This window comes from Neisseria sp. P0021.S005 (assembly GCF_051956955.1).
The window spans coordinates 1-5,742 of the sequence record NZ_JBQCWY010000168.1 but is presented as its reverse complement, the minus strand read 5'-3'; the positions used below and the strand labels follow the sequence as shown (position 1 = coordinate 5,742).

At 51.7% G+C, this 5,742-nt stretch carries 3 protein-coding genes and 1 pseudogene; 1 reads left to right on the top strand and 3 read right to left on the bottom strand.

Features of this window, described 5'->3' with window-relative positions; genetic code table 11:
* Positions 1–3,578 (top strand): exodeoxyribonuclease V subunit beta (gene recB, locus ACTHUE_RS10050; protein ID WP_440423400.1); only part of this gene is annotated, 3,578 nt, incomplete at its 5' end.
* A gap of 59 nt (positions 3,579–3,637) precedes the next feature.
* Here recB and ACTHUE_RS10045 read toward each other — a convergent pair.
* The 3 genes and pseudogenes from ACTHUE_RS10045 to ACTHUE_RS10035 form a co-directional block, all read right to left on the bottom strand.
* The gene (locus ACTHUE_RS10045) at positions 3,638–4,369 is read right to left on the bottom strand and encodes a phosphoadenylyl-sulfate reductase (protein ID WP_004521081.1); all 732 of its coding nucleotides are present in this window, start codon (positions 4,367–4,369) and stop codon (positions 3,638–3,640) included.
* Between the two features lie 115 nt (positions 4,370–4,484).
* The gene (dinB, locus tag ACTHUE_RS10040) at positions 4,485–5,543 is read right to left on the bottom strand and encodes a DNA polymerase IV (RefSeq protein ID WP_004521080.1); all 1,059 of its coding nucleotides are present in this window, start codon (positions 5,541–5,543) and stop codon (positions 4,485–4,487) included.
* Between the two features lie 77 nt (positions 5,544–5,620).
* A pseudogene (locus tag ACTHUE_RS10035) lies at positions 5,621–5,742 on the bottom strand (sulfate ABC transporter substrate-binding protein); the annotation flags it as partial.

Below are 5,742 nucleotides of genomic sequence, written 5' to 3'. Positions count from 1 at the left end.
GTAAAACCTACGGCATTGCCGCGCTCTTTACCCGACTGATTGTTTTAGAAAAAAAAGACATCGAGAAAATTCTGGTCGTTACCTTTACCAAAGCGGCGACGGCAGAACTGAAAACCCGTTTGCGCGCACGTTTGGACGAAGTGTTGCAGGTTTTGAACGAAATCCAAACTTTGGGCGGCGAGCCGGAACATATTTCAGACGGCCTGAACAAATATTACGAAAAAGAGAAAAAATCCCCCGATGACTTTCTCAATCGCTTGATTCCTTTGGCTTTAGGCGAGCAAGACGGACAAGAAAGCTGCCATCGCCTGATTCTCCGCCTCAAAGCCGCGCTGAGCCAGTTTGACAACTCCTCTATTTACACCATCCACGGCTTCTGTCAGCGCGTCTTGCGCGATTACGCGTTTTTGTGCGGCGCACCTTTGGATGTCGAGCTGTCGGACGACTCGCGCGAGAGGCTGCTGATTCCTGCACAAGACTTTTGGCGGCAGAAAGTGGCAACCGATGCCACATTGGCACAATTGGTTTTTGACCGGAAATGCACGCCCGAAGAAATGCTTGCCGAAATCAAAAGCTATACCGGCCGCCCCTATCTGAAATTCAGACGGTCTGAAGGCGATTTGAAAGAAGCCCAAGCCAACCTTCAAGAAACATGGCAAAAAGTTTGCGCTCAGTTGGAAGACTTGGAAAAAGCATTTTGGGCAATTTTTCCCAAACTTAACGGCCAAACCTACAAAAGAAAAACCTTTGAAAATGTTTTTACCGATTTAAAAACAAACGCCGAATCCAACCGTCTGCCCCGCCTGAGCAAACAAACGCTAGAAAAATTAAGCCTCTTCAGTATCGACACGCTCAACAGCAAACTGAAAAAAGAATATAAAACCGATGCCGATATGCCGGAAATTATTCAGCTGCAAGCCTTGGCCAATCTCGGTCGTGATTTGCAGGCAATGGAAAGCGCGGAAGAAGCGGTCTTCATCCGCCTGCAACTCGACCTCCTTTCCCACATCAATCAGTCCATTGCCGAACAAAAAAAATCACGCCGCGAGCGCGTGTTTGACGATTTGCTGCTGGACGTCCATCAGGCATTGACCACCAATGAACACGGCAACGCGTTGGCAAAAGCGGCGGCGGCAAACTGGGAAATCGCGCTGATTGACGAATTCCAAGATACCGACCCGCTGCAATACGAAATTTTCCGCCAAATTTTTATCGAACAAGGCTGCCCGCTGTTTCTCGTTGGCGACCCCAAGCAGGCGATTTACAGCTTTCGCGGTGCGGACATTTACGCCTATCTGCAAGCTGCGCAAGATGCGGACAGGCATTACACCCTCGCCGTCAACTACCGCAGCCATGCCAAGCTGATTAACGGCATCAGCGCCTTGTTCAAACAAAAAAAACACCCCTTCGTCTTGGAAAATATCGATTACAGCGATGTCTCCGCCAGCCGCGCCGAAAGCCGGCTGTCGCCACACCGTCCCGCCATCCAAGTACGCTGGCTCAACACGGACGATCAGACCAACAAAGAGATTTTGCGTGGCCGTGCCGCCGAATATTGCGCCGATGAAATTGCCTTTGCGCTCAATGAAGCAGCCGAAGGCCGTCTGAACTTCAAAGGCCGCGCGCTGGAGTCCGGCGATATTGCGGTTTTGGTGCGCACCAACAACGAAGCGGCGATGATTGCCGGTAAACTGAAACAGCGCCGTATCCAAAGCGTGTTGCTGTCGCGCCAGTCCGTTTTCGATTCCGCCGAGGCAGATTCGCTGTCCGCGCTGATCGGCTTTTGGCTCAACCCAAGGCAAACCGACTGGCTGCGCTTTGTCTTGACCGGCGTTTTATTCGGCTATACCGCCAAAGAGATTTACGAACTCAACCATAACGAACACCAGCTGCTGAAATGGCTAGAGTCATCTGCCCAAGCCATGGAAAAATGGCGGAAAGGCGGCATTTTTGCCGCCGTGCAGCAGTTTGCCGCCCTACATGACATCGAAACACGCCTGCTCAAAGGCGGCAACGAGCGCAGCCTGACCAACTACTACCAAATTCTGGAGCTTTTGGCCGAAGAAGACAGTCAAAGCCGCAACCCTGCCGCCCTGCATAAATGGCTGAACGAACAAATCAGCCGTGCACGCAGCGGCCATTTCCCATCAGACGCGCAAACCATCCGTCTTGAAAGCGACGAAAAACTGGTCAAAATCGTTACCATGCACGCGTCGAAAGGTTTGCAATATCCTTTGGTGTACTGCCCCTTCGCGTGGGATACCAAAGACAATTCCAAAGAAAACTGGAAAATCCTGCATACTGAAAGCCACGAAACCGAGCTACTGGCAAAATCGCAAACCTCGGAAGCAGAACTAAGCCATCTTGCCGACGAAAAGACGGCAGAAGATTTACGCCTACTTTATGTCGCCCTTACCCGCGCCGAAGAACAGCTCAATATCTACGCCGCCGCCAACAAAAACTGTACGCCAAACAATCCTTTTGCCTATCTGCTCGAAGGTTTGTCGGATGCCGGCCGCGAGAGCGTCAGCCAAAGCTATAAAAGCGCGACAGACGTTGTAGAAATGCTTAAAACCAACTGGCAACGCTTTATCAAAAACGCGCCTGAAAATACGGAGTTTGCCTTCACGGAAGAAGCCCCGCCGGAAACCGTCTATCAATACAGCCGCCAGCAAGACCAAGCTTTTAGCGCACATAGCATTAAACGCCGCGATTTTGACTTTATCCGCCACACCAGCTTTACCGGTTTGAGCCGGCACACCAAGTCAACCGACGAACAACACGAGCCTTTGCAACCTGCCATCGATCCGGCAGAAAGCGCAGACCGTGCCATGCCGTCTGAAAACCTGCCGCCCCCACTTTCAGACGGCCTCGATATCCACCATTTCCCCCGCGGCACCAATGCCGGCGTATGTTTGCATGAAATGCTGGAAAAACTCGATTTCGCCGCCTCTGCCGAGAGCCAATCCGAAATGATTGCCGAAGTTTTGCAACGCCATAGCTTTGAAGACAAATGGCTGCCGACGGTAATCACCATGCTCGATACCTGCCGCCTTACGCCTTTAATCAACGAGAGCCTGTCACAGATTCCGACGACCCGACGCCTGCCCGAAATGGGGTTCACCCTGTACATGGACGATTTCAAACTGGACGACTTGCGCCGTTGGTTTGCCTCAAGCGAAGCAAACCTGCCGCCCGAATGCGTCCAAGCCGCGCAACTGCTTGATTTCCATGATTTGCAAGGCTATTTAAACGGCTTTATTGATATGGTTTGCCAAGATTCAGACAGCAATGTCGTTTTAATCGACTACAAATCCAACCATTTGGGCAACGATGCAAGCGCCTACACGCAACAGGCGATGAACGAAGCTGTGGCGCATCATCACTACTACCTGCAAGCCCTGATCTACGCCGTTGCCATCGCGCGCTACTATGCCCTGCGCGGCAAGCCCTTGCCCCAAATCGCCATCCGCTACCTCTTCCTGCGCGGCATGGACGGCTCGGATCAAGGCATCTGGAAATGGGACATCGATACCGCCCTGCTTTCCACTTTTGTTGAACGAAAAGCAAATACTTGATAAATCATCTTGTTAAACCGTCAAAAAGGCCGTCTGAAACGTTTTCAGACGGCCTTTGATTATTTGTGCAAACCGCATTCCTTACTGTCTTTGCTTTCCCACCACCATCGCCCGGCGCGGATATTTTCGCCCAGCTTGACTGGACGCGTGCAGGGTTCGCACCCAATGCTGGGATAGCCTTGATGATACAGCGCATTAAGCGGAACTTGGTGCTCGTGCGCATATGCCCAAACATCCTGCTCTTCCCAATCGAAAATAGGATTGAATTTGGCGATGTTGCGGCCTGTATCCAGCTCTTCAAAATTCAATTCGCTGCGCGTTTCGGACTGGCTGCGGCGTTGTCCGGTCAGCCATGCAGGCGCGTTGTGCAAAGCGCGGTTGAGCGGTTCAATTTTGCGGATATGGCAGCAACGGCGGCGCAACTCGACACTGTCGTACATCGCGGTCGTACCAAACTCCGCTTCAAATTCGGCGGCGGTTTGTCGATTGGGATAAAACACTTCCAATTCGGTTTGATAACGCGCATTGGTTTCGGCAATCAGCGAGGCGGTTTCGGGATTGAGTTTGCCCGTATTTAGCGTGATGATGCGGATGGGCAGTTTCAGACGGCACACGGCATCGGTAATGACCATATCCTCAACCGCAAGGCTGGATGCGAAGACGGCTTGCGGATAGCGTGCGGCAATGTCTTGCAAACGGTGCTCCAAAGCGGCTGCCAACTCAGGCAGTTGGCGGCGTTCGGCATCGCTGATTTCGGGGATTTTCCAGAGTTGTGGGCGGAATAAAGACATGGCTGGTTGTTCCTAATAATTTTCAGACGGCCTGTTGAAACGGCTGCCGATATGGTTATGGAACAATATTGTCCAGCGCCCTATCTTCAAACGGAAAGAATGCTTTTCTATTTCTTTATAACCAAAGCGTCTGCTGCTGGTTTTTCGGCAGCAAATGGCTCACGCCGATACCGATCAGGCGGAAGGCGTCTTCACGTTGCGGAGGTATGCGTTGCAGCAAAGTATGCGCTGCCTGAAGCAGCGAGGCGCTATCGGGAAGGACGGAAGAATACGTCAGCGAACGCGTGATAATGCGGAAATCGTGGGTTTTGAGTTTGAGGGTAACGCCTTTGGCTTCGACGTTTTTGCGTTCGATTTGCCGCCAGAGGTCTTCGGCGAGGTGCGGCAAATGGCTTGAAGCCTGCGCCAAAGACAAATCTTCGGGTAAGGTGATTTCGGTTGAGATTTGCAGGCGTTCGCGTTCGGCTTTGACCGGCCGCTCGTCGATACCGCGTGCCAAATCGTAAAGGCGGTAGCCGTAGCGGCCGAAATGGTTTAAAAGTTCGCCGCGCTCAAAACGGCGCAAATCGCCGGCGGTTTGCATACCGAGGGCATTCATCTTTTTCAGTGTAACTTTGCCGACACCGGGAATCTTACCCAACGGCAGGCTCTCCAAAAACGCCATGATTTTTTGCGGCGGCAGCACAAACTGCCCGTTCGGTTTGCGCCAGTCAGAAGCGATTTTGGCCAAAAACTTATTGGGCGCGATACCCGCGGAGGCTGTCAAACCGGTTTCTTCAAAAATTTCAGCACGAATACGTTTGGCCACTTCGCTGGCGTACGGGATATTTTCAAAATTTTGGGTAACATCCAAATAGGCTTCGTCCAAAGACAAAGGCTCGATCAAATCGGTATAACGCCGAAACACGGCATGAATCTGCGCCGACACTTGACGGTACAAATCGAAATGAGGCTGCACAAACACCGCCTGCGGACACAGCCTTTTCGCCGTTGCCACCGACATGGCTGAGTGCAAACCGAATTTGCGCGCCTCATAAGAAGCGGCACAAATGACCGACCGCGTACCGTCCCACGCCACAACGACAGGCAGCCCTTTCAGGTGCGGCTGCTCGTGTAGTTCTACCGAAGCGTAGAATGCGTCCATATCGATATGGATGATTTTGCGTTGGGACATGGGAAAAGGTGGATAAGAAAAAGGCTTATTGTAACAAAAGGCCGTCTGAAGTTTCAGACGGCCTCTATGTTTAAGCCTTATTTTTTACTGGAAAGCTGGTCAAACAATCCGCCGTCGGCAAAGAATTTTTTCATGATTTCTTCCCACGGGCCAAATTTCTCATTCGGATTAAACGTCTCAATCTCAGGGAAATCGGCTT

What these genes read in the sequence shown, in the direction of transcription:
- ACTHUE_RS10045 (WP_004521081.1), bottom strand. Translation starts at nt 4,369, where the DNA reads ATGTCTTTATTCCGCCCACAACTCTGGAAAATCCCCGAAATCAGCGAT.
- dinB (WP_004521080.1), bottom strand. Translation starts at nt 5,543, where the DNA reads ATGTCCCAACGCAAAATCATCCATATCGATATGGACGCATTCTACGCT.